Raw genomic sequence first — 21,289 nt, 5'->3', positions numbered from 1 at the left:
TCTCGCCAAATATGCAAAATATATTTATTTTTCAGTGTTCGACCAATAATTTTTATGTGACAAGTATTTGAAAGATAGAATTAAATTGATTTGTCCCGGAATTTCTGGATTGGATTCCTGAATGTAAATTATTGTACGGCATGTATTTTGCTTTAATTATTATACACGGGTTGGTTCAATTAATTTCCTTGTCTGATCCGATAAAACACTGTCTATTTGTCGCAAAACAAGAAACAATTGGTTGCATGAAACAAAAAGATTCAAATTAATTTTGGAACATGGAGGCAGTCGTGGACCCTGTAGAGTATGAACGCCTCCGCGAAGATCGGGAATTGTTGAAAAATCGCCTGGAGGCCGTTTTTCAAGGCGTGGATGATGCCATCGTCGCCATCGACGAAGGCTGGCGCATCATCCAGGTCAATGATGCGGCCAAGCGTCTCCTGGGGCTTGATCCATTGTCCATGAATCAATCTCTGCAAGATAAAATCGCCTGGCTCTTTCCCAAAATAGAACCCTTGCTGAAACAGGCACGGGAACAGGGTGAAGGCAAGCGTGCGGTACGCATGGTCGTCATGAATGAAGACGGAACAGAGCGTGTCTTGAATTGTACGGCCTCACTTTTCCAGGATCCGGTGCAAAAAACACAGGGCATCATCCTGGTGGTGCGGGACGAAAGCCGATTGGCTACGCTGGAGCGGGAAACCAAAACACGCGAAAAGTGGCATGGACTGGTGGGGTCCAGTCAGCCCATGCAGGAGGTCTACGACCTGATTGAACGACTGGCGGAAGTTGATTCTACAGTACTTGTTACCGGTGAAACGGGTACCGGCAAGGAACTGGTGGCGCGTGCTTTGCACAATGCCAGTCCCCGCAGCCATCGACCCTTCGTGGCGGTCAACTGTGCGGCCCTGCCTGTTGGTTTGTTGGAAAGTGAATTATTCGGCCATATACGCGGGGCTTTCACCAACGCCGTGCGCGACAAACCAGGTCGGTTCAAATTGGCCGATGGTGGCACCCTGTTCCTGGACGAGATTGGCGACCTTTCTCTGGACATGCAGGTGAAGTTTCTGCGCGTCTTGCAGGAAAAGGTTTTTGAGGCGGTGGGAGACAATCATCCCATCCGGGTGGATGTGCGGGTCATAACCGCCACCCATCGCAATTTGCGGGAGCGGGTTCAGGAAGGGTTTTTTCGCGAGGACCTTTACTACCGTCTCAAGGTGGTGGAAATGCACCTGCCGCCTCTTCGGGACCATAAGGCTGACCTGCCCATGCTGATTGACCACTTCCTGGCAAGATTCAACGCCCGCATGAAGCGTTCGGTCAGAGGCGTGAGTGAAGAGGTGCTGATGACCATCATGGATTACGATTGGCCAGGCAATGTGCGAGAACTGGAACATATGTTGGAACATGCCATGGTCGTAGCACCACAGTCCATCCTGGCCTGGTCCAATCTACCTCCCGAATTCCGGAGTCGCTCCCTGCCCTTGCTGAGGCAGCCACAGCCCCCTGTCGGTCAGCGCGGGCGGCCCTTGAAGAGTGGTGATCCAGCAAGAATTCTGGATCGGGAAACCATATTGCAGGCCCTGGAAGCATCTCACTGGCAGGTGCAGGTGGCTGCCAACAGGTTGGATATCAGTCGCAGCACCTTGTGGCGGCGGATGAAAACCATGGGGCTGAGTCATCATGGAAAGTCAGGTAATGCGGATGGTTAGAGGGGAAAAGATGACGCAATTCTTGCAACCTTTTGCATGCTTTTGGAGATGGCCATGGAAAACAACGTTCGTGCAGTCAACGCCTTTGTGGAGAGCATTCGCTTCAATCTGGAAAACAGCAACGATGTCGCCGCACCCAAAAACAAGGTTCCCCTCGCAACCGTTTCCCGTGAATTTGGTGCCAACGGCAGTAAAACAGCCGAGCAGTTGGCCAAACGGATGGGAGTCAAGTGCTACGGTTATACCCTGCTCAATTCCATTGTGGATACCCTGAAATCCAACAGGCACCTGACCCAACTTTTTGACGAAAAATTTGCCGACTCCACAAATAGTTGGTTTCTCTCCTTGTTTTCTGGAGGAAAGGGATCCAAGGATGAATATTTGCGCTGCTTGTTCAAGGCAGTGACGGTCATTGCCAGAAACGGTGGGGTCATTATCGGGCGTGGCGCTCATCTGATCCTTGCCAATGATCCTTCAGTGTTCCGGGTAAAGATAGAAGGTTCCATGGACAGGTGCGCCAAACGCATTGCAGAGCGGGAAGGCATCGATGCCGAGGCGGCCAAGGCCCGTATATACAAAACTGAGAGCGAGCGTAAAGAGTATGTCCGGGAAATTTATAAACTCATGCCAACCGACCGCTCCTATTACGATTTGGTGATCAATTCAGATCACCTCAAATCCGCCCAGATGGTGGACATCATCGTGTTTGCCATGGAGCAACGGGGTTTGCCCATATCCATGACACCGACAACATAGGACACAGATTTCATGGGGCTGGCTCCCTGGCAGGTCCAGGACAAAGCCCTGGCTGGGTATGGGGCAAAGCCCCATGCTTTTTTTTCCCCACTCTTCCCAGGCTTTTTTTGCGCTGTTTGCAAAAAAAGCCCTGGGGGTGGACGTCTTGCAGGTTTTCCAAAAAAAGCCGTCATCGGGGCCGCATGGATGATCCGTGCGCCAGACAAACCGGCAGGGAGTCGAGAGGATTGAATTTCAGGAAACAAGACCCGATTGCCGAAAAAATTGGTGTATTCTTTCAATGATATAGTCAATATGGACATCCTGGATGCCCGGGTAGGTGCCCACCCAGAAGGCGCGGTGCATGACGGCGTCGGTATGGGTCAAGGGTCCAACCACCCGGTGGGGACGACCCGACATGTAAGGCTGGCGCAGAAGATTGCCGCCGAACAGCAGACGGAAGCCGATCCGGCTTTCATCAAGAAAATGGAGCAATTCGGTCCGGGCAACAGGCAACCCCTCCCGCATCAGCAAAAGAAAGCCAAACCAGGCAGGGTCGGCATGGGGGGTGGGTTCCGGCAACACAAAAAATGGTTCCAAATCTGCCAAACCATCGCGAAGACGACGAAAATTGTGTTTGCGCCGCTCGATGAATTCCGGCAGCCTCTGCAACTGGGCCACACCAACGGCGGCCTGCATGTCGGTGATTTTCAGATTGTAACCCAGATTGGAATAGACATATTTATGGTCGTACCCATAAGGCAGCTCTCCGAGTTGCCAGTCGAAACGTCGTTTGCAGGTGTTGTCGTGGCCGGGTGGGCAATGGCAGGCGCGGCCCCAGTCACGGATGGATTCCATGGTCTGGTTGAGAATGGCGTTGTTGGAAAAAACGGCACCGCCCTCTCCCATGGTGATATGGTGGGCGGGATAGAAACTGAGCGTTCCGACATCCCCGAAAGTGCCCACCAACCGCCCCTGATACGTCGAGCCCAGGGCATCGCAACAATCTTCAATCAGGCGCAGGCCATGTTTTTTGGTCAACTTCGTCACTTTTTCCAGATTGACCGGATTGCCCAGGGTATGGGCCACCATGATGGCGCGGGTCCGAGGACCGATGGCCTCTTCCAGACGGACAACATCGATGTTGTAGTCAGGCAGGGAGATGTCCACAAAGACCGGTGTCAGGCCATAAATCAGGATGGGATTGAGGGTTGTGGGGAAACCGGCGGCCACGGTGATGACCTCATCGCCGGGTTGCAGGGCTGCCTCTCCCCAGGCAGCCCGGGAAGTCATGGCCGCCAGGGCCAGCAGATTGGCCGATGAACCGGAATTGACGGTCAATACATGCCTGTTGTGCAAAAAGGCCCCCAGCTCCTCTTCAAACCGGGCATTGAAACGACCCGTGGTGAGCCAGAAATCAAGCGAGGCCTCCACCAGGGTTTGAATCTCTTCCGCCCCGAACAGACGTCCCGAAACCGGAACCGGAGTGTGACCAGGACGAAATGGAGGCGCAACATGTTCCACGGCATGCAACTGGCCAATCAGTCTGGATATTTCCTGGCGAAGTCGATGGGAGGTAGCGTTGCTCGTGGGCATCGTCGTGATCCGGGGTCCGTCTGGTTGCAGGGAGGGAATCGTGCCTGGGTAAATTTTTTAACATATTGAAAATAATATAACAATTTAGCATGGAATATACAGTGTTCCATCCTTTATCGCAAGCAGGAGGTTTTTCCGGGACGAATTTCAACTTGACGAATGCGAGAAAGGGGATTAGTCTCCCCGGACTCTTCGATGTCTCTACGCAGTGATGTGCGCGCCCGTAGCTCAGCTGGATAGAGTACTTGGCTACGAACCAAGGGGTCGGAGGTTCGAATCCTTCCGGGCGCGCCAGTTTTCAAAGAGTTGGCTGTCATCATCTCCGCAAGAATCCACTCGCATCCGTTGGTATCCGGGAACAGGGTTTCGGTATGGGGCCGAAAGCCCCTGCGTGGGCGGACGCCGCACCCGACCAGACCCTACGGTATTTTTGCGCCTTGAATCCAGACATGGCAGGACCTGTCCGGGAAGACCCCAGGCAACGGGCACCGATGTTGCCGCACGTTTCCCCTGAATTCCTTCCTGGTGGTTGCTATTTGATTGCTGGAACGTAACTATTCAGCACCCTTTCAAGAAAAGCCTGAATATGAAAGCCTTTATCATGGCTTCGCCCCGAACCCCACCAGGACTCCGTCCTGAACCTGCCAGGGGAGCCAGCCCCCTGGACCCCGATTCGTTGCCGGATGATGAACAGTTACGCTGGAACAAAAACGGCCACCTTGTGAGTGGCCGTAACTCTTTGGATTGACTTGGTCGGGGTGAGAGGATTCGAACCTCCGGCCCCTGCGTCCCGAACGCAGTGCTCTACCAGGCTGAGCTACACCCCGACAACGACTTACGAATCTGCCATGCGGGCAAGAAAACATTCCAGACCCGAACAGGCAGGAGGAGACTAGAACGGTCAGAAGCTGCGGTCAACGGAAAAATCGGCCAACATGGTCAAAGCCTCTTTTTCGGGTGAAGATGGGCAGGGTTCCAGATGGGCCTTGGCGGCTTTGGCAAAGCTGCGTGCCCTTTCCATGGAATAGTGCAGGGCACCTCTTTGGCGAATCATGGTGATGGCCTGTTCCAGGCTGCCGGGTGCAATCTGACCTTTTTCGATGGTTTGGACCCAGAAGGCACGTTCTTCAGGGGTGGCGTTGGCATAGGCATGAATGACCGGGAGGGTGATTTTGCCTTCCTGGAAATCGTCGCCGATGGTTTTACCGAGTTTTTCGACTGTGGCCGCATAGTCCAGGGTATCGTCCACGACCTGGTAGGCGATGCCGAGACAGGTACCAAACTTGGCCATTCGTTCTACATCATCCTCGGGGCGGTTGGCAAGGACCGGTCCGATCTGGCAGGCGGCGGAAAAGAGGGATGCCGTCTTGCTGGAGACCACGGCCATGTATTTATCTTCGGTGGTTTTCAGGTCATTGCTGGCCACGAGTTGCAGGACTTCTCCCTCGGAGATGATGGCACAGGTATCGGCAATGATCTGGAGAATTTTCAAGTTTCCGTGACTGACCAGAAGCTGAAAGGAACGGGAAAAAAGAAAATCACCGACCAGGACCGGGGCCTTGTTGCCCCAGACGGAGTTGGCAGTAGCAATGCCGCGCCGGGTGTTGGATTTGTCCACCACATCGTCGTGGAGCAGCGTGGCGGTATGGATAAACTCGATGACGGCTGCCAGCAGGGCATGGGCTGTTCCCTGATAGCCGAACAGACGGGCTGAAAGCAGGGTGAGGATGGGGCGTAGTCGCTTACCGCCACTCTCGATGAGGTGGGTTCCCAGGGTCGGAATCAGTTCAACCTCGGAATCCAGATGCTGACGGATGAGAGCGTTGGTTTGTTCCAGGTCGGGGCCGATCAGCTCACGCAGACGATTCAACACCGATTGCGTATTATCAGACATGGAAGACCAGGCTCCGGTTGAGGGATAATGTCGGGTGTGAGAAGTTTGTCGCCAGGGTCAGGCATTTTCCCGGCTGGGACCGAAAGTAAGAATCGCGTTGTTCCACGTCAAGTGTTCATTTGTCGGTCATTTCAATTTTGTGAAAAAACGGGGATGGGGATGGTATGGGCGCAGGTGTGATGGTGGGCTTTCCCTGGTCAGGGAAAAAGATACGTCTGGTTTCAATGTCGCCACGACGGCGGGAGCTGCTGAGCCAGGTCGGCATCGAGGCCCAGGTGTGGCCCGTCGCCATCGATGAAGGGTGCCGTCCCGGCGAACCGGCTGCCGCTTACGTGGTGCGCTTGGCGCGGGAAAAAGTGAATCGGGCAATGGACCCGGGAGTCGATTATGCGCTGGCTGCCGATACTTCTGTGATCCTGGACGAAACAATTCTGGGAAAACCCGCCGATCCGGAGCAGGCCGAGTGGATGCTGCACCGTCTTTCCGACCGGCGTCACCAGGTGTTGACCGGGGTTGCCCTGTGTCGGTTGGCAGACCGGCGTTGCCTGGATCGGGTGGTGACGACCGATGTCTGGTTCAAGAAACTCACCCCCGCCGAAATCAAGGCCTATGTGGCTACCGGTGAACCGATGGACAAGGCCGGGGCTTACGGCATTCAAGGCGTAGGGGCCTTCATGGTGCGGCGTATCGAAGGATCTTTCAGCGGGGTGGTGGGGTTGCCTCTCATGGAAACCCTCGCCATGTTGAGCGAATTGATTCATGATGCGCACGGAGACTTGACAGGACCGGTTTTTCGATAATAATAGGACGTTTTCCGTGGCACCTTGTCTGGACGGGTGGCCAGCGGAATGGTCCAGGGAGAGGGATATTTTGGGTCTGAAGCGGAGGAGTTCCCCATGATTGCGGTAGTGCGAACCGGCGGCAAGCAGTACAAGGTGGCGGTCAATGACGTTTTGCGCGTGGAACGGCTGCCGGGTGAAAAAGGGGAAAGTGTGACCCTGACGGATGTCCTGCTCGTCACCGGCGATGCCGGCGTCAAAACAGGAGACGCCGCCGCCACTACCCGGGTCACGGCGCGCATTTTGCAGCATCTGCGTGACAAAAAAATTCTGGTGTTCAAACGTCGCCGGCGCAAAAATTACCGGCGCAAACAGGGGCACCGGCAGAATTTGACCGAATTGCAGATCACCGGTATCGAGGCGTAAACCGGCCTTTGCAGCGCCACTGGAGTGGGTGTCACTCTGGCGTTGAAGCGTGGATCGGTCCTTGCCGTGCTGCCGGAGTGGGTGTCACTCTGGTACTGAAGCGTGAATCGGTCCTTGCCGTGCCGCCGGAGTGGGTGTCACTCTTGCGTTGAGGCGTGAATCGGTCCTTGCCGTGCTGCCGGAGTGGGTGTCGTTCGGTGTTGAAATCGACCGGTCCTCGCGGTGCCGGAGGAGTGGATGCCACTTCGGAGTAGAGAGTCGGTTGAGTCTGTTGGCAAGGCCGGATTTTCCGGTGTCGAGGGCCGTGTCTGGTCCGGTAAACGATGAACATGTCAGGCGCGGGTGTCCAGTCCAGGTACGACCCGCCAGGTTGCAAACAAGGTGATGATCCTGAAGCCATTCGCGCACGGGTGGTTTCATGGGTGGTCAGTGACGGCAGGAGAGTGGAGTCATGGCACACAAAAAGGCGGGTGGCAGTTCCCGGAATGGGCGCGATTCAGACGGGCGGCGGTTGGGCGTCAAACGCTTCGGTGGTGAAGCCGTTGTGCCCGGCAATATTCTCATCCGGCAGCGGGGCACCAAAACCTTCGCCGGCAACGGGGTCGGCATGGGACGTGACCATACCCTCTTTGCCCTGATTGGCGGCAAGGTCCTCTTTACCCAAAGCGGCAAGCGTCAGTATATCAACGTCGTCGCCTCCTGAATATCTTCTCGATAAAAGTGAATACCGAACACGGGGAAGTGGCCCAGGGCTGCTTCCCCGTTGTTGTCTGGGGCTGACGATGCGCTTTCTGGATGAGGTCAAGATTTTTATTCAATCGGGTGATGGTGGTGCCGGTGCCGCGACCTTCCGGCGGGAAAAATTCATTCCCTTCGGCGGACCCAGCGGCGGCGATGGCGGACGCGGTGGTGATGTGATTCTGGTCGCAGATCCGCATTTGAACACCCTGATCGATTTTCGGTATCGCCAGCACTTCAAGGCGGAACGTGGCCAGAATGGCATGCGGGCCTGCCGCACCGGTCGTTCGGCCCCTCCCCTGGAGGTGCGGGTGCCCGTGGGAACCCTGGTGCGCGATGATGCCGATGGGGCCATTCTGTGGGATTGCACCACCCCGGGTGAACGTTTTCTGCTGGCCCCCGGCGGGTTGGGTGGACGCGGCAATACCCACTTCAAGAGTTCCACCAACCAGGCACCCAGACAATGCGATCCGGGCCGACCGGGTGTTGAATTGTGGGTGCGTCTGGAATTGAAACTGCTCGCGGATGTGGGGCTGGTGGGCATGCCGAATGCCGGAAAATCCACCCTGATTTCCGTCATCTCTGCCGCCCGCCCCAAGATTGCCGATTATCCCTTCACCACGCTGGTTCCCAATCTGGGAGTCGTGCGGGTCGGTGACGAAGAGAGTTTCGTGGTGGCCGATATTCCCGGTTTGATCCGGGGCGCAGGCGAGGGAGCCGGTCTGGGACATGTGTTTTTGCGCCATGTGGAACGGTGTGCCCTGCTGCTGCATCTGCTGGAGAGCGATCCCCCCGATGGTTCGGATCCTGTGGATAACTTCCAGGCCATCGAGGCGGAACTGGCCAATTATTCGCCCCACCTGGCTGCCAAACCCCGCCTGCTCGTGGTCACCAAGGGGGATCTGGTCGATGCCGAATGGATCGGAGATCTGGGGCAACGTCTGGCGGCTTTTGGCGATGTGGCCGTCATCTCTGCCGTAAGCGGGCAAGGGGTGCGGGAGTTGGTGGGCCGGGTGGCCGTGCGGGTCCGGGAAATTCGTCAGGCAACCCGGGAGGCTACGCTTGCCACCCTACCCGATGCCCCAACCAGGGCCGGTCAACACGCACAGGCCGCATCTGACACCTGGCCGGAAGAGACCCTGGCTGAGGATGAAGACGATTCGTAACTATTCAGACCCCCTATTTTAGTAAACGTTTGAAAAACTGGGAAGGAGGTCCAAGAGGAAGGGCTGTGCCCTTCCTCTTGGCGGGGTTTGGGGCGGAGCCCCAACAAAGTCTTCCATGTCAAATCCTTTTAATGAAGGGGTTCTGAATGGTTACGAAGATTCAATGGTTGCCAGCCAGGCCTGAAACATGAGGATCGCCCAGAGAAGTTCGCCTTCCTGACGCCGACCGGCCTGATGGGCAGCCCAGACTTCGCCGACGGCCTGCGGGTTGAGCCACCCTTCCCGATGCAGACGTTCCGGGGCGAGCAGGGCCTCACCCCAGGGACGCAACGGACCTCGCAGCCAGCTTCCCACCGGAACCCCGAAGCCCTGTTTGGGTCGCTCGATCAGATGGGCAGGCAGGTGGTTGCGGAGCAGACGCCGCAACAACCATTTGCCACCTTGGGGCCGCAGTTTCAGGTGCCGGGGCAGACGCCAGGCCCATTCAATGATGCGGGTATCGAGCAGGGGTGCCCGGGCTTCCAGGCCGACCGCCATGGTGGCGCGATCCACTTTGACAAGGACCGAACCGGGCAGATAGGTATGGGCATCCAGAAACATCATGCGGGTGCAAAAATCCGGACTTCCTCCCCATTGCTCCGGGTTGAGGAACCGGGTGGCGGGTTCGGTGCCATTCACCACCAGACGCGCCGGGTCCAGATGGCAGGAGACCAGATATTGATACAGCAGGTCAGGCGAACCGTGCCGGAGCAGATTGCTCCAGATGGTACCCCGCCGGGGATTGAGACGTGGGCTTACATGGTTGGCGATCTGCCACACTTGTTCCGGAATATGGCCCAGGATACCTCCGGCCAAGTGACGGAGAAGGGGTGACAGCGTGGCCAGGCGTTGCCAGGCGGCCAGGGCCTGGCGATAACGTCCATATCCACAAAAAAATTCATCGCCGCCATCCCCGGAAAGTGCCACGGTCACCTCTTCCCGCGCCAGACGGGAGACCAGAAACATGGGGAGCAGCGAGGCATCGGCAAAGGGTTCGTCGGAGAGGGTCGCCAGGCGGGGTATGACTGCCAGGGCGTCAGCGGCAGTCAAATAGAGTTCGGTGTGCCGGGTCCCCAGATGGGCGGCCACGGCACGTGCATAGACCGCTTCATCAAAACCGGCCTCGTGAAAGCCGATGGTAAACGTGCGTACCGGTTGTTCAGCATGGGCCTGCATGTAAGCGGTGATCAGGGATGAGTCCATGCCGCCAGAAAGAAATGCGCCCAGGGGGACATCGGCCACCATGCGTTCGCTCACAGCCTGGTGCAGAAGGCGATCCAGTTCTTGCAGGGCGGTTGTTTCGTCCACGGATTCGGCAACAGGCGGGTCGGCGGCGGTCCAGGTGGCCAATGACCAGTAGGATTGGGGTTGGGGCAGCTCTCCCTGGGCGATACTGTCGGTTGGCAGGGTCAGAATGGAGCCGGGCGTGAGCTTGGCAATGCCCAGAAAAATACTGAAAGGGTCCGGTACATATCCATGACGGAGATAGGTGGTCAGGGCTTGCCGGTCAATTTTGCCATTCCAGGCCGGATGGGCACGCAGGGCGGTCAGTTCCGAGGCAAAACCAAATATGCCGCCGAACCAGCCATAATAAAGTGGTTTTTTGCCGATGCGGTCACGGACCAGGTGGAGCAGATGGTTCTGACGGTCCCAGATGGCCAGGGCAAACATGCCGTGCAAATGGGGCAGGGCACCCTCCACACCCCAATGGTCCAGGGCAGCGAGCATCACTTCGGTATCGGAGTGTCCCCGCCAGGCGGGGGCGGCATTCTGGTCCGTGAGCTGCCGGCGCAGGTCGGCAAAATTATAAATTTCGCCATTGAAGACGGTGACATAACGACCACTTGCCGCAACCATGGGTTGTTGGCCGTTGGGAGAGAGATCGAGAATGGCCAGGCGGCGGTGTCCCAGGGCGATGCCGGCCTGGGGATCGGTCCAGATTCCGGATGCGTCCGGGCCCCGATGGGCCAGGGCATCGTTCATGCGTCCAACCTGTTGTTCCAGGAGGGATGCCGTAGTCTCACGACGCGGGGAAAAAAAACCTGTAATTCCACACATGCCGTACTTGCCAAAAATAAACGTTAACGATTCAGATTTTTCTCGAAAAAACGTTTGAAAAACTGGGATGGGGGTCCAGGGGGAAGGGCTGTGCCCTTCCCCCTGGTGGGGTTTGGGGCGAAGCCCCAACAAAGTCTTTCATATCAAATCCTTTTTTTTGAAAGGGTTCTGAATGGTTGCAAAAAACGCATGCAGTTGTCATGACTATCCCCGGCGACCGGCCTCGATGCGTTCGATGAACTCCTTGAGGATGCGAATATAGAGGAGATCCTTGATGGCCCGGTCTTCGACACCATGATCGATATTGGGATTGTCGTTGACTTCGATGACATGGACGCCGCGATTGTTGTGTTTGAGATCGACGCCATACAGACCGGTCCCCACGAGGGTGGCCGCCCGCCGGGCTGTTTCAACGACATCTGCCGGGGCTTCTTCGATGGGCATGGTGCGAAAACCGCCACCGGAAACCGAGCCATCCGGACGATGTCGATAGATTTGCCAGTGATTGCGGGACATGTGGTACTGGCTGGCAAAGAGCGGTCGGCCATTGAGAATGCCGATCCGCCAGTCAAAAGCCGTATACATGTACTCCTGGGCCAGGATCAGACGGGATTCGATAAACAGACGGGCCGCGTGTTCTTCGAGTTCGGCGCGATTGTTGGCCTTGTGAATGCCACGGGAAAAAGAGCCATCCGGCACCTTCAGGACCATGGGATAGCCAAGCCAATCCTCCATCTCGGTGATGCGCTGGGGATTGAAACAGAGGCGATCCAGGGACATGGATTTCGGGATAGGCAGGCCATGACTGGCCAGCAATTCAAAAAGGAATATTTTATTGGCACAGCGGATAATGGAACTCGTATCGTCAATGACCGGCAAACCTTCCTGTTCGGCCTTGCGGGCAAAATGGAAGGTGTGGTGATTCAGACCGGTGGTCTCGCGGATGAAGAGGGCGTCGAATTCCGGGATTCGGTGATAATCGCGGCGGGTGATGAGTTCCACTTCCATGCGCAACTGTCGGGCAACGCGGGCAAACCGTTCCAGGGATTTATAGTTGGAGGGTGGGAGTGCCTCATGGGGGTCGTACAGAATCGCCAGATTGTAGAGTTCGGGTATTTTGTTGGCCTTGCGGCGGGCCGGTGCCCGGGTGTAGGCGCGCAGGCTGGACTCGAAAAATACCCGCTGAGCCGAGCGGACCTGATGCAGTCCCAGGGGACGAATCGAGGTGATGGCCCAGCGTTTTGTTTTACGACGTACCCTCAGTTTGATGAGAGGAAAGCGAAACAGGTCGAACAACTCATCCCCGAGAAGACGGAACCGGGAATCATCCGTATGGCCAAAAAAGACATACAGGGAAAAATCCTGGGTGGGTGGGTCGGCAATCCGTTTCAGGATCCGGATCAGGATGGCTTCCAGTTCCGGCAGGGCAAAGGCGTAGAGCTTTTTTCCCGACAGATCAAGAATATCCGCCATGGTGGGCATGGGAAGTTCCCGCCGGGCCTCGGCCAACAGTGAGCAGTAGTAGCCGCCGCTCAAATAGTGATAATCCCGGCACAGATTGATGATGCGGCCTGGACCGGCGGACTTGGCCTGGATCAGGGGTTGGATCAGGGGCTGGGCCAGGTAGGCATCGGCGGTCAGAATATGGAATCCTTCGGGATTCCATTTCCAATCGGAGCTGCGATCAACGACAATCGTATAACGATGTTTGGTGGGAGTGCCCATGGCTTCAGTTTATGATATCCAATCTTTTTCTCATACGGCAGGCATCCTGATGATCGGCATAGTAGTTATGATGAATGGCAAAGGGACGGTAGCCCAATTTTTGATAAAAAGCGATGGCCGGTTCATTATCGGTGCGCACTTCCAGATGAATACCAGCCCTGTTGTTGGTGACGGCGGCCTCTTCCAGATTTTGCAGCAAGGTGCGGCCCAGACCTGAACGGCGTTGGGCAGGATGGATGGCCAGGGAGTAGAGGCGGGCGGAAGGTGAATTGCGGCGCAGAAGCAACAGGCCATAACCCAGGAGATGCGTGTCCTGATGGGCAGTCAGAAAAATTGCCTGGCCACGGGTCAACAGGTGACGGAAATTGCGCCGACTCAGGCGGTTGGTCTCGAAACAAACCCGTTCGAGATTTTCCATGCCTGGAATATCTGCAATCTGGGCAGGACGAAGCTGGACCATGGTCGATCGGTATGGTGGATTTGGCTGAAGTGTCACAGCCCATGCAGAGGGGGACTCTCCCGTTCCCTGGGAATACACGGCGACCCCGCCATGTGTTGGTCGGTAAAGATAGTCCCTCCCGGGCCAACAGTCTACAGCGCGATTGCGTCCGGCTCAGGATTTTTTTGTCCATGGCAAGATGGATGGGACATGAGGTCTGAAACTCGATGGTGGCAGGACGTGAGCATCCATCAGGCGATATCCTGTTGGGTCATGATCCGGTCAAAAATCAGGATGGCACACCGGGTGCAAACAGCCCGAACCCTGTGCCAATCGTGCCAGGACGCGGAAAGATTTTTGTACTCCTTCAGGGAGACTCCCTCCAGATCATATGGCAAGGGGTTGGCCAACTGGATTTGCAGTTGTTGCAAGGACGATGCGCCGTTGGGCTGGGGATAGAGCTGGTCAAAATTTTTCAAGGCCTCGACAACCTGGTCCGCGTGCATGTGATCGGCCAGGGCGGCAAAGTCCAGATGGTCCCGGGTGGTATTGCGCTTCACAATCAATTCTCCTTTGATCCTCAGTATTTCTACCTGGATGGGAATCGTAATGAAACTGTTTCCCCATGCCATTTGTTCGGTTTCCAAAGGGGTTTCCCGGGTCAATTGGCGCACCCCGGTTTCGATACCATCCAGAGAGCCGAGAATTTGTACTGGACGTTGCACCCGGGCAGTTGTCCAGCCGGCCACCGATTCCAAATCGGCCAGAACGGTATCAAAACGTTGGCGCAGATCACTCAAGACATGATCCGTGGCGATAGAAAGGCGATGTCCGGCATATATGGCGGATGCCGTGCCACCGACCAGAATGGCTTCAGGCAGAATGCATTGCAGATGGGCCGCCGCCGACAGCACTTTTTCCCATGCGGGCAAGGTGGTGTTCGACATAGAGTTTCCAAAAATGGTAGCGTTGGGCATAAGGATCGACGACATGGATGCGACATAGGGTCAAAATTTTTTCCAGAAGAACTGTGTCCGCCAGGGCCGCATGTCGCAACGCAACCCAATCCTTGCGCCCGCCACGGGCAATGAGATCGTCGATGGCGGCCAAGGTATAGTCTTGATGGTTCAGATGTCGGTGTTGCATCTCTTCATTTCAGGGCAGATCTGCTTGATCTTGAACCTGAATCCCGATTTTTGGATTATTTAAATTTTGAAACCATATTATATTCCTTGTTACAAGTCTGGAACCTTGCCTGTTATTGGCTTGGTTCCAGCCTGGGACCTTGCATGGCCAGGCGTCCGGAACGGCCCGGGACCTCTCCCCAGGTCACAGTGTGTTGGGGCAAGGTCAGGCCAGTCAGGCGTTCCTTGAGATCGGCCAGGGTGCCCAAGGTATAACCCCTCTGTTGCCATTTTTGCAGCAAGGTTTCCAGGACCGGATAAAGTTTCATCCCTTCCAGTTCGGCGTGCAGGGTATACACATGGCCGTGGGGGAGGGGAGTCTGGCTGGCGGTCAGAATGCGCTCATGGACATTGTCTGGGGTGCTGCCATCCCGCCCGAGCAGTTCATCCAGGGTGGGCAGGGTGGTCGGCATTTGTATACATGTGGATTGCACGCCATCCATGATCGGCAAAAAGGGGTGCAGACCACGGGTATCGCTCGCATGGGTCAGGCCCAACGCCTCTTGCAGGGCCAGGGTATGGGAATTGATTTGCCAACCGGCTGCCCCATGGACCCGGGCCGGGTGTCCCAAGACTTCTTCATAGACGGCACTGGCTTTGGCGAGTTCTCTTTGGGTCCAGGCCCGGTCCTGGTTGGCCACATGATCCTGCCAATAGACATGGTCATGGCAGTGAATCCCGGTTTCGTGACCGGCTGCTGCCACGGCCCGCATGATCTCTCCGGACTGACGCCCGATATGGGGTCCCGGCAGCAGAACGCCATACAGCACCGTCTTGAGTCCATAGTGGCTCAAAACCGAGGTGCGGCCAATCTTGTTGAGAAATCCCCGGCGGAAAATGCGCCGCAGGGCACGTCCGGTATGGTCGGGTCCCAGACTGAACAGAAAGGTGGCCCGCACCTGATGGCGGTCAAAAAGCCGCAGAAGGGCCGGGACCCCTTCCCGGGTGCCTCGATAGGTATCGACATCAACCTTGAGAGCCAGATGCATGGTCAGGGTTGCCTTCCGGAATCATCGATCTTGTGGGTCGGAAGCAGGGTCAGGGTTACCTGCCGGAATCATCCAGCAGGGAACCGGCCTGTTCCACCTCGTGCCGATAGGTGGCAAATATTTTGCGCAGGGAACTCCGCAGGGTCGTGCCAGGCTCCCAATGCAAATCCTCGCGAATGTTGTCGATCCAGGGTACCCGGGTCTGGATATCCTGATAGCCTTCGCCATAGTAGGTTTTGGCCTGGACATCGACCAGACGGACACTTTTCAGGCCGGCATGGTATTCCGGGAATTCATGGGCAATTTCAAGCATGATTTCGGCCAGCTCGCGGATGGAAATATCATTGTCCGGGTTGCCGATATTGTAGATTTTGCCGCGGGCCACCCCTTGTGGATTGCGGATGACTTCCATGAGCGCGTTGATGCCGTCCTCGATATCCGTAAAGCAGCGCCGTTGTTGCCCGCCATCCACCAGGGAGATGGGTTCACCCCGGGCAATGTGGCCCAGAAACTGGGTCACCACCCGTGAACTGCCTTCCTTGGGGGTGTGGAGATTGTCGAGTCCGGGGCCGATCCAGTTGAAGGGACGGAACAGGGTAAAATTTAGACCCTCTTCCATGCCATAGGCCCAGATGACCCGATCCATCAACTGCTTGGCGCAGGAGTAGATCCAGCGTTGCTTGGTGATGGGACCGAGAACCAGGGACGATTGATCCGGATGAAAGGCGCTGTCCGTACACATGCCATAGACTTCGGACGTGGACGGAAAAATCACCCGTTTCTTGTGGTGGACACAGGCCCGCACAATGGGCAGGTTGGCCTCGAAGTCCAGCTCGAAAACCTTCAAGGGGTGTCGTACATATTCTGCCGGGGTGGCAATGGCCACCAGGGGCAGGATCACATCGCATTTTTTGATGTGGTACTCCATCCACTCCCGGTTGATGGCAATATCCCCCTCGAAAAAATGGAATTGGGGGTGGGACAGATGGGCCTCTACCCGATCCGTATGCATGTCCATGCCGTAAACATGCCACGGTGTGGTGGTCAGGATGCGCTGGGAAAGATGATGGCCGATGAAGCCGTTGACGCCAAAGATCAATATTTTCACTGTCATTGCCCGTTCATTCCGAGAGATATGCCGGAACAGCCAAGGATACGCAAAAATTCCTGTTCATCAAGCGGTTGTCCGTCTATGGCCAGTCGGGGCAGCAGCAGGCGCTCGCCATCGACGCAATCGACATGACAACGACCGGCTTCCCAATACAGGCGTGGTGACTCTGATGTTGGACCTTGGGCTGGTTCCTGTCGATAGTGGCTGGCCAGGACCTGGATGCGGTGGAGGCCATGCTCAAAAAAAGCCCCGGGATAAGGTGGGGCCACGGCCCGGATGAGATTGTGAATCGTCCAGGCCGGGGCACGCCAATCGATGCGGCCATCCTCGGGACGCCGCCGTCCGAAGCAGCTTCCCTGGGCAAGATTCATGGGGGTATGCGGTGCGTTGCCGGCCAGCAGACGCGGCAAGGCACGGTGCAGAACGCGCTCGCCGGCACAAACCACCTTTTGAAAGACCATGTGGGCCGTGTCGTTGGGCAGGATGGCGACCGCTTCCTGATCGACCAGGTCCCCGGCATCGGCCTTGAGGACCATTTGGTGCAGGGAGGCTCCGGTTTTCCGTTCGCCGTGCAGAACGGCCCAGTTGATGGGGACGCGCCCGCGATATTTGGGTAACAGCGAGCCGTGCAGGTTGTAGGCCCCCCGGGTCGGAACCGCGAGAAGTTCGGCTCCCAACAGGTGGCGATAATAAAAGGAAAAGAAAAAATCTGGTTGGCAGGTGTTCACCCGGTCCAGAACTTCGGGCAGATTGGGCGAGTCGGGGGTGATGGTCGGAATGCCTTCCCGGTCGGCCCAGGCGGCCACACTGTCAAACCAGAGATTTTCGCCCGGATCGTCCTGATGGGTCACCACCAGCGGCACTTTGAACCCATGGGCGAGCAAGGTTGCCAGGCCGCGTACACCCACCGTGTGGTAGGCAAAAACAACGGCATTGTTCGGCATGGCGGTCATGGTGCAGGCGACTCCGCAGCAGATTTTTTTTCCAGCACCGTGCGGATCAGAAAACGCGGGCGGGCCAGCGTTTGCTGGTAGACCCGGCCCATGTACTCTCCCATCAGCCCGATACCGAACAAAATGATACCAATAAGAAAATAGGCGATGGCAAACAGGGTGAAAACCCCTTCGGCCTCGGGTCCGATCATGAGCCGGCGGATGGTGAGATAGAGGACAAACAGGAAAGAGGCGCAGGAGATGGTGATGCCGACCAGGGAGAAGATGCGCAACGGTGCCGTGGAAAAACCGGTCATCAGGTCAAAGTTGAGCTGAATCAAACGGAACAGGGAGTATTTTGACTGACCCGACTGGCGTTCTTCATGTTCCACCACCACCTCGGTTGGCTTGGCCGCATAGAGAAAGGCCAGGGCGGGAATGTAGGTGGTCACTTCGTGCGATTCGCGCAAAATGTGAATGATGGCCTGGTCATAGCCGCGCAGCATGCAGCCCTGATCGGTCATGTGGATGCGGGTGACTCTCTCCCGCAGCCGGTTCATGAGCCGGGACAGCACATGCCGCCAGAGCCGGTCCCGACGTTGCCGCCGAATCGTGCCGACATAATCGTACCCTTCATCCAGTTTGCTCACGAGCTTGGGAATCTCTTCGGGGGGATTTTGCAGGTCGGCATCCAGGGTGATGACGTAGCGGCCATGGGCGTGGGCAAAGCCGGCCAGAATGGCGGCATGTTGGCCGAAGTTGTTTTTCAGCATGACCACCCGCGTCACTTCCGGCAACTGCCTGAATTGCTGATGCAACAGGATCGGCGAGGCATCGCGGCTGCCGTCATCCACGAAAACCACTTCATAGGGACGGTGCATGCCATCCAGGACCGGATAGAGACGCCGAAACAGGTGCGGCAGGACATCTTCTTCGTTGTAAACCGGGATCACGATGGAAATGTCGGGAGTTTTTTCGGAATGTATCATGGCTTGGCCACGGCAATGCGGATGGTGTCCTGGTAGATGACCCGCAGGGGTGACAGCTCTTTTTGGGCCTGCTGGAACAGACCGTCCCTGAGGTGAAAAACGGCCACGGCCCGTGGTGCCTGTCGCCACTGTTGATAGAACGCTTCCATGCCGGAGATCCAGTGTTGGGGTTCCTGATCGATGCCAAAATCCAGCTCACCCTTGTAGCGGACCAACGTCACGTTCTGGCCCAGATAGAAGGGGAGCGAGTGATAGAAGCAATCGACACTATACACCGGTGTGCCGGATTGTACAAAAGGGGCCATGGCCGTGGCGAGTTGGCGGGCCGAATAGACCGGACTCGTGGTCTGGTAGCCGGCATGGATGGTCTGGAAGGCGAGCAGGGCGGTGATGGCCAGGGTGATGACGGCTTGTTTGCCCTGGTATTGAAAATGGCGCACCAGGAGCATGCCGCCGGCCAGGATTCCGCCTCCTCCCAGGAGCCACCAGCGAAACTGGGCGAGAATTTCGGGCGTCAGGCGTGATTTATGGGCGATGATGTCCGGCAGCATGGCCACACCAACCAGAATGGCCGTCATGACGGCCAGGATGCGGAGGTCCAGGCGCACATTTTCCGGATCGATGCGCACAAGGTGGTGGCCGACCAGCAGCGCCAGCGGGGGAAAGACCGGCAGTATGTACGGAATCAGCTTGGAACTGGAGAGGGAGAAAAACAGAAAGATGAAGACAATATAGACCCACAGCAGGCGTAATGGGGCAAACGTGCCTGCATCCGCCGGACGCCAGGCAAAGGCCGGTCTGGCCAGGGCGGTCACGGCCCGGGCCATGAAGGGGAGAGAGCCGGCCAGCAATACGGGAATGAAATAAAAATTGGAGGCATTGCGGCTGTGGATGGTCGTGGTATAGCGCAGCCAGTGTTCGCGGATGAAAAAAAAGTCGGGAAATTCCGGATTGCGCAGGGAGACGGCCACAAACCAGGGGGCTGTCAACAACAGGAAGAACAACAAGCCCTTGCCCAGGTGCAGGTGTCGCCAGAGTGCCCAATCCCGTTGCCAGAGGGAATAGAGAGTGACTGCGGCGGCGGGCAGGACCACGCCCATGGGGCCTTTGCTGAGGGTGGCGGCGGCCAGACTTCCCCAGGCCACAAGCATCCAATTGCGCACCTGGCCGGGATTCTGGCGTTGCGACTGGGCGAGCAGAAGTGCCCCGATGCCAAAGGTCATGAAGACACTCGTTCCCATGTCCAGGGTGTGCATGTGACCCATGGCAAAATAGAGCAGGGAACTGGTCAGAAACAGGGCAGCATAGAGGGCCTCCCGGGTTCCGAAGAGACGTTGTCCCAGCCAGAAGGTCCAGAGGATGCCGAGAAATCCCAATCCCGCGCACCAGAGCCTGGATACACCCTGATCCGTGCCCAGCATTTTATAAAACAGGGCCGTGCCCCAATAGTTCAGGGGGGGTTTTTCAAAATATTTGAAACCATTCAGCCGGGGAGTGAGCCAATCCCCGGTCGCCACCATTTCGCGGGGAATTTCCGCATAACGTCCCTCGTCCGGGTCGCGCAGATCGCGATACCCCAGAAAGGCAAACCAAGTCAGAAATGCGAGAATGAACAGGAATAAAACAGATTGCCAAGGAACGGAACGTGCGTTCTCCTCTTGCTGATTTTCCAATCGCTTCTCCAACGCTTCCATGCCCAGAGTCCGTTATCTGTCAGCCAATCCTCGCTTACTTGGTCGATTCACCGCATTGCCGGAGTCTAGCCACATGGGGCTGGTTCTTCACTGAAAAAATTTCAGAAAAACGATCATGACTTGTCATCCGGGAATTTTCTGTCCAGAAAAAATAAATATTACAGTATGTTGCAGATCCGGTTTAGCTTCGCAGGCATTTCGCGGATTGGACAATGGCATTTTATGCGGGCTTGCATAACCATCGGCGTGATCATGTACTGGCGTACATAGGTGTGTCTCACAGCGCAAACAAGCGTTGCTTGTATTTTGTATTGCAGATCTGGTGTACACGAGGTTCAACAGGGAACAGTTGGGAATTCCATTTATTCCCACTTGTCTTTGGTTTTTGCATCTTGCACCATTTGCCACTGCATGTTGCTGGGTGCGTCAGCACCACCTTGCTTGAGTGGTACCATGTAGTCCACCACGTATCCCGGACAGGCTCCGGAAGTTTTTCCGGTTGACGGGCATGGGTTCGCACGTTCAAAAGTTTCTTTTGGGTTTGAACTCCGGGATATATGTCCATGGCCATCTCTTTTTATCGTGGGTACTTCCTGTATGGCAGGCATAAATCGGTTATCCTTTACAACCTTAAAAGTTCCTTTTGCTTTCTGTTTGGGAGGGGTAGTGTCATAATGTGTCATTGGGGTTTTTGAAAAATCACCTGAATATCCGATCGAAGATTCACCCCCGCCATATTGGTAACTGCTCAAGGAGTCACTCCCGTTATGCTGGTAGCTTGTGGATGAGGGTTGTTTGCCGACTGCGGCTGGGGGAGACTTGCTTGTATTTTTTATGTAGTGCCCACCCTTATGAGATGACCCGGTACCACCAACAAGTGTTCTGTAGCTCCCAGAATACACTGGCCATGGGGATAACACAGATAAAATTATAGTGATGATAAATATTTTACGTTTCATGTTTGTACCTTTATCTCCTGCTGTCGTTATTTAAATTAATAAGTTCAAAAAAATAATGATCTTGGAGGCTGTCTAATAACCTGTTAATTTCAATAAAAACGAATGAAAAACTGGGATGGAGGTC

The 21,289-nt window shown here is 56.1% G+C and carries 19 protein-coding genes and 2 tRNA genes; 7 read left to right on the top strand and 14 right to left on the bottom strand.

The annotated features are described in order from the left end of the window. Positions 1-290: 290 nt before the first annotated feature. Together HQL65_02855 and HQL65_02850 are read left to right on the top strand one after the other, a co-directional pair. Entirely contained in the window at positions 291-1,712 is a 1,422-nt protein-coding gene (locus tag HQL65_02855; GenBank protein ID MBF0135151.1) for a sigma 54-interacting transcriptional regulator, read from the top strand. 54 nt (positions 1,713-1,766) lie between these two features. Further along, positions 1,767-2,468: a cytidylate kinase-like family protein gene (locus HQL65_02850; protein ID MBF0135150.1), complete on the top strand. Its 702-nt coding sequence runs from the start codon at positions 1,767-1,769 to the stop codon at positions 2,466-2,468. A gap of 234 nt (positions 2,469-2,702) precedes the next feature. Here HQL65_02850 and rfbH read toward each other — a convergent pair whose 3' ends face one another. Further along, positions 2,703-4,043, bottom strand: coding sequence for a lipopolysaccharide biosynthesis protein RfbH (rfbH, locus tag HQL65_02845; GenBank protein ID MBF0135149.1), 1,341 nt, complete (start codon positions 4,041-4,043; stop codon positions 2,703-2,705). 217 nt (positions 4,044-4,260) lie between these two features. Between rfbH and HQL65_02840 the strand changes: the two genes are divergently transcribed. Further along, positions 4,261-4,337: transfer RNA gene (locus HQL65_02840), tRNA-Arg, on the top strand. Between the two features lie 456 nt (positions 4,338-4,793). On the opposite strand, the gene HQL65_02835 is transcribed toward HQL65_02840, so the two are convergent. Together HQL65_02835 and HQL65_02830 are read right to left on the bottom strand one after the other, a co-directional pair. Further along, positions 4,794-4,870 (bottom strand) — tRNA-Pro (locus HQL65_02835). 74 nt (positions 4,871-4,944) lie between these two features. After that, a complete protein-coding gene (locus HQL65_02830; GenBank protein ID MBF0135148.1) occupies positions 4,945-5,937 on the bottom strand; it encodes a polyprenyl synthetase family protein in 993 nt (330 codons plus the stop codon). A gap of 179 nt (positions 5,938-6,116) precedes the next feature. On the opposite strand from HQL65_02830, the gene maf reads away from it, so the two are divergent. The 4 genes from maf to obgE all read left to right on the top strand — a co-directional run bounded on the left by maf (position 6,117) and on the right by obgE (position 9,046). Next, positions 6,117-6,737, top strand: a complete 621-nt coding sequence (gene maf / locus HQL65_02825) for a septum formation inhibitor Maf (protein MBF0135147.1) — start codon at positions 6,117-6,119, stop codon at positions 6,735-6,737. A 96-nt stretch (positions 6,738-6,833) separates the two neighbouring features. Then, positions 6,834-7,142 carry a 50S ribosomal protein L21 gene (gene rplU, locus HQL65_02820; protein MBF0135146.1) on the top strand — a complete coding sequence of 103 codons (309 nt, stop codon included), beginning with the start codon at positions 6,834-6,836 and terminating at the stop codon, positions 7,140-7,142. Positions 7,143-7,593: 451 nt separating this feature from the next. Next, entirely contained in the window at positions 7,594-7,845 is a 252-nt protein-coding gene (gene rpmA / locus HQL65_02815; GenBank protein ID MBF0135145.1) for a 50S ribosomal protein L27, read from the top strand. Between the two features lie 79 nt (positions 7,846-7,924). Next, positions 7,925-9,046, top strand: coding sequence for a GTPase ObgE (gene obgE / locus HQL65_02810; GenBank protein MBF0135144.1), 1,122 nt, complete (start codon positions 7,925-7,927; stop codon positions 9,044-9,046). 150 nt (positions 9,047-9,196) lie between these two features. Here the strand turns inward: obgE and asnB are convergent, their stop codons facing one another. The 11 genes from asnB to HQL65_02755 all read right to left on the bottom strand — a co-directional run bounded on the left by asnB (position 9,197) and on the right by HQL65_02755 (position 20,814). Then, on the bottom strand, positions 9,197-11,143 hold the full coding sequence (gene asnB / locus HQL65_02805; protein ID MBF0135143.1) for an asparagine synthase (glutamine-hydrolyzing): 1,947 nt from the start codon (positions 11,141-11,143) through the stop codon (positions 9,197-9,199). A 204-nt stretch (positions 11,144-11,347) separates the two neighbouring features. Beyond that, positions 11,348-12,868, bottom strand: a complete 1,521-nt coding sequence (locus HQL65_02800) for a RimK family protein (GenBank protein ID MBF0135142.1) — start codon at positions 12,866-12,868, stop codon at positions 11,348-11,350. A 4-nt stretch (positions 12,869-12,872) separates the two neighbouring features. Then, positions 12,873-13,286, bottom strand: a complete 414-nt coding sequence (gene rimI, locus HQL65_02795; protein MBF0135141.1) for a ribosomal protein S18-alanine N-acetyltransferase — start codon at positions 13,284-13,286, stop codon at positions 12,873-12,875. A 272-nt stretch (positions 13,287-13,558) separates the two neighbouring features. Beyond that, entirely contained in the window at positions 13,559-14,284 is a 726-nt protein-coding gene (locus HQL65_02790) for a hypothetical protein (GenBank protein ID MBF0135140.1), read from the bottom strand. Continuing rightward, a complete protein-coding gene (locus HQL65_02785) occupies positions 14,181-14,453 on the bottom strand; it encodes a hypothetical protein (GenBank protein MBF0135139.1) in 273 nt (90 codons plus the stop codon). The genes HQL65_02790 and HQL65_02785 overlap by 104 nt, the downstream gene beginning before the upstream one ends. Positions 14,454-14,565: 112 nt before the next feature. Continuing rightward, complete coding sequence (locus tag HQL65_02780; GenBank protein ID MBF0135138.1) at positions 14,566-15,480, bottom strand: 4-deoxy-4-formamido-L-arabinose-phosphoundecaprenol deformylase; 915 nt, start codon at positions 15,478-15,480, stop codon at positions 14,566-14,568. A gap of 55 nt (positions 15,481-15,535) precedes the next feature. Next, on the bottom strand, positions 15,536-16,594 hold the full coding sequence (locus tag HQL65_02775; protein MBF0135137.1) for a bifunctional UDP-4-keto-pentose/UDP-xylose synthase: 1,059 nt from the start codon (positions 16,592-16,594) through the stop codon (positions 15,536-15,538). Next, positions 16,591-17,535, bottom strand: a complete 945-nt coding sequence (locus HQL65_02770; protein MBF0135136.1) for a formyltransferase — start codon at positions 17,533-17,535, stop codon at positions 16,591-16,593. Before HQL65_02770 ends, HQL65_02775 begins: the two co-directional genes overlap by 4 nt. A gap of 5 nt (positions 17,536-17,540) precedes the next feature. Beyond that, positions 17,541-18,512 (bottom strand): glycosyltransferase, encoded by a 972-nt coding sequence (locus HQL65_02765; protein ID MBF0135135.1) that lies wholly within the window; start codon positions 18,510-18,512, stop codon positions 17,541-17,543. Continuing rightward, positions 18,509-20,206, bottom strand: a complete 1,698-nt coding sequence (locus HQL65_02760) for a glycosyltransferase family 39 protein (GenBank protein ID MBF0135134.1) — start codon at positions 20,204-20,206, stop codon at positions 18,509-18,511. Before HQL65_02760 ends, HQL65_02765 begins: the two co-directional genes overlap by 4 nt. A 362-nt stretch (positions 20,207-20,568) precedes the next feature. Next, positions 20,569-20,814, bottom strand: a complete 246-nt coding sequence (locus HQL65_02755) for an HNH endonuclease (protein MBF0135133.1) — start codon at positions 20,812-20,814, stop codon at positions 20,569-20,571. Between the last annotated feature and the right edge of the window lie 475 nt (positions 20,815-21,289).

Source organism: Magnetococcales bacterium, from assembly GCA_015228935.1.
Lineage (GTDB): Bacteria > Pseudomonadota > Magnetococcia > Magnetococcales > DC0425bin3 > HA3dbin3.
The sequence above is the reverse complement of the archived record's forward strand: the minus strand, read 5'-3'. Positions and strand labels throughout refer to the sequence as shown.

Excerpts from the sequence above, each read along its gene's own strand:
- HQL65_02765 (MBF0135135.1), bottom strand. The coding sequence starts at position 18,512 with ATGATACATTCCGAAAAAACTCCCGACATTTCCATCGTGATCCCGGTT.
- HQL65_02800 (MBF0135142.1), bottom strand. The coding sequence starts at position 12,868 with ATGGGCACTCCCACCAAACATCGTTATACGATTGTCGTTGATCGCAGC.
- HQL65_02790 (MBF0135140.1), bottom strand. The coding sequence starts at position 14,284 with ATGCCCAACGCTACCATTTTTGGAAACTCTATGTCGAACACCACCTTG.
- asnB (MBF0135143.1), bottom strand. The coding sequence starts at position 11,143 with ATGTGTGGAATTACAGGTTTTTTTTCCCCGCGTCGTGAGACTACGGCA.
- HQL65_02850 (MBF0135150.1), top strand. The coding sequence starts at position 1,767 with ATGGAAAACAACGTTCGTGCAGTCAACGCCTTTGTGGAGAGCATTCGC.
- HQL65_02755 (MBF0135133.1), bottom strand. The coding sequence starts at position 20,814 with ATGCCTGCCATACAGGAAGTACCCACGATAAAAAGAGATGGCCATGGA.
- HQL65_02830 (MBF0135148.1), bottom strand. The coding sequence starts at position 5,937 with ATGTCTGATAATACGCAATCGGTGTTGAATCGTCTGCGTGAGCTGATC.
- HQL65_02785 (MBF0135139.1), bottom strand. The coding sequence starts at position 14,453 with ATGCAACACCGACATCTGAACCATCAAGACTATACCTTGGCCGCCATC.
- rfbH (MBF0135149.1), bottom strand. The coding sequence starts at position 4,043 with ATGCCCACGAGCAACGCTACCTCCCATCGACTTCGCCAGGAAATATCC.
- maf (MBF0135147.1), top strand. The coding sequence starts at position 6,117 with ATGGTGGGCTTTCCCTGGTCAGGGAAAAAGATACGTCTGGTTTCAATG.
- obgE (MBF0135144.1), top strand. The coding sequence starts at position 7,925 with ATGCGCTTTCTGGATGAGGTCAAGATTTTTATTCAATCGGGTGATGGT.
- rimI (MBF0135141.1), bottom strand. The coding sequence starts at position 13,286 with ATGGAAAATCTCGAACGGGTTTGTTTCGAGACCAACCGCCTGAGTCGG.
- HQL65_02775 (MBF0135137.1), bottom strand. The coding sequence starts at position 16,594 with ATGACAGTGAAAATATTGATCTTTGGCGTCAACGGCTTCATCGGCCAT.
- rpmA (MBF0135145.1), top strand. The coding sequence starts at position 7,594 with ATGGCACACAAAAAGGCGGGTGGCAGTTCCCGGAATGGGCGCGATTCA.
- HQL65_02760 (MBF0135134.1), bottom strand. The coding sequence starts at position 20,206 with ATGGAAGCGTTGGAGAAGCGATTGGAAAATCAGCAAGAGGAGAACGCA.
- HQL65_02780 (MBF0135138.1), bottom strand. The coding sequence starts at position 15,480 with ATGCATCTGGCTCTCAAGGTTGATGTCGATACCTATCGAGGCACCCGG.
- rplU (MBF0135146.1), top strand. The coding sequence starts at position 6,834 with ATGATTGCGGTAGTGCGAACCGGCGGCAAGCAGTACAAGGTGGCGGTC.
- HQL65_02770 (MBF0135136.1), bottom strand. The coding sequence starts at position 17,535 with ATGCCGAACAATGCCGTTGTTTTTGCCTACCACACGGTGGGTGTACGC.